The following is a 2,140-nucleotide window of genomic DNA, read 5'->3' as shown; positions in this document are numbered from 1 at the left end:
TGGGGCACAGCAGCGCGACGATCACGCAAAATCTGTTCTTGGGCGGCGGCACGCCGATCAACATGGGGCTGTCTGCCACCAATGATGCGTACCGCAACCTGGTTGATCTGGACAGCGCCACCAGCGTGGTGACGGTCCGTCGCAACACGGTCTACACGCGCGGCGCGGCGGCAATCTCCGGGATCTTCATCTGGGAGGGTGAGACCTCGTACCACGGCGGGTCCGTCACCATCGCCAACAATCTCGTGGCGGAGTGGAGTTACAACCCGGTCATGGGCATGGCCAGCGACGACTACCTGATCGGGCAGGTCTTCCCCAACAGCGTCGACTGGACCGATTACACCTGGTGGTGGAACGACACCGGCGGGACCTTGGAGCCGTACTACTCCATCACGATCACCGGCAAGACGGCCGGGGCCGATCTGGGGTTCGGGCTGCATGATCAAGAGGGCGACCCGCATTTCAAGAACAAGTCCGCGCGCGTCTTGACGATGGACGCCTATCTGCAAGGGACGCCGGAAGGCGATGAGATGCGGGCCTTGAGCGAGTTCAAGAAGCGCAACGAGAACGTGTTCGGCGAGGTCTACATCGCGCAGTACAACGTGCCGGTGGCGCTGAACTATCTGCGCGCGGCCTTCACGCCGATGAATCTGGCGCTCAACGATAGCGGGCTCGACGGCGAAGATATCGGCGCGATCGATATGACCAGTCTGCCGGCGGTGCCCAGTGCGCCCACGCTGGTGTCGGGCACGGTGACCAGCTTGACGCTGGAGTGGCCGGAGCCGCCCGGCTCGGTGGTGGGCGACTATGACTTGCAGTATCGCCTGGCCGGGGAGGCGGACTGGACGGACTACGCGATCAGTTACATCGAGTTCCTCAAGAACCTGCAGAACTACGCCAAGACCACGGCCACTGGGCTGCAGACGGGCGCGAGCTACGAGTTCCGGGTGCGCGCCGGCAATGGTTTGGGGTACTCGGCGTGGTCGCCGGCCAGTGCGGCGCTGATCGTGATGGGGCCGCCCGGCCTGCCGACCGGGCTCAGTGCGCTGGGGCTGGATCGGTCGGCGCGGCTGGCCTTCACGGCACCGGTCAACACCGGGGGTGTGGCGCTGACTGGTTACGCGGTGACCGTCAGCCCGGGCGGCATGGTGGTGCAGGGCACCGAGAGCCCGCTAACGATCCCCGATCTGGTCAATAGCGTCTCCTACACCTTGGCGCTGACTGCCAGCAATGCTGGTTATACCGGCCCGGCAGCGACCATTACAGTGACCCCGCATGAACCGCTGCCGCCGGCGCCGCCCGAGTTGCTGACCCTGCGCCGGGCGCCGGGCGAGGCCTTCGACTGGCAATATCAGTTCGCGGTCGCGCCAACGACCCCCGGCGAGACCTGCATCGAAGGGCAGCACGCCTGGGACGATACCTATCTGTATGTCTGCATCCCCGGCGGGCGCTGGGTCTATGTGCAGCCCAACAAACTGTGGTAGCCGCCCAGTCGTGACAGCAGAATCAGCGTCATGCACCTGGACCCCGCCGCCTTCAACGCGATGCTCAACGATCTGGGCCAGACCGTGGACTGGCGCCGGGCGTTCGCCTGCCCGTGTCGCAATCCGCACTCCGGCGGGGCGTCGCCATCCTGCCCGCACTGCCATGGGCTGGGCACCTATTGGGGTGATCCGGTGGCCTGTCGGGTGGCACTCAGCGGCCAGCAGGCCCAGCGCGAATGGGCGCAGTTCGGTCAGTGGGAGAGCGGCGATCTGGTGGTGACGCTGCCGGCGGATTCGGCCGCCTATGCGCTGGGACCGCTGGATCGGCTGACGCTGCGCGATTCCAGCATTGCATTTACGGTCATTGTGCGACCGGGCGAGCCGTTGCGCGGGTCCGTGCTGACCATCAGCAGCGTCACCTGGTTGGTCGCTGACGCCTTGATCAGCGCGCCCGCGCTCCCGTTGGTCGGGGTGGACGGGCACCTGATCTGGCCCGCTGACGCTGACGCCCCCGCGGATACGACTATGCTCGCCGTGAGTGGCCGCAAACACCCGGAGTATTACGTGTTTCCAACCCACCCGCAGGATCGCGCCCACCAGGGCGGCGCGCCCTTGCCGCGGCGCGTGGTGCTGCGGCTGTTTGATTTATTTGGGAG

General features: G+C 66.0%; 2 protein-coding genes. Both read left to right on the top strand.

Translation table 11 applies throughout. The annotated features are described in order from the left end of the window. Positions 1–1,484 (top strand): fibronectin type III domain-containing protein (locus A39O_RS32630; RefSeq protein WP_169338423.1); only part of this gene is annotated, 1,484 nt, incomplete at its 5' end. Between the two features lie 30 nt (positions 1,485–1,514). After that, positions 1,515–2,140, top strand: a 626-nt coding sequence (locus tag A39O_RS32625; RefSeq protein WP_040527497.1) for a hypothetical protein, incomplete at its 3' end; no start/stop codon positions are given.

The sequence above is a fragment of the Lamprocystis purpurea DSM 4197 genome, from assembly GCF_000379525.1.
Classification (GTDB): domain Bacteria; phylum Pseudomonadota; class Gammaproteobacteria; order Chromatiales; family Chromatiaceae; genus Thiodictyon; species Thiodictyon purpureum.
Note: the sequence above shows the minus strand (reverse complement) of the source record. Positions and strands in the feature narration are given on the sequence as shown.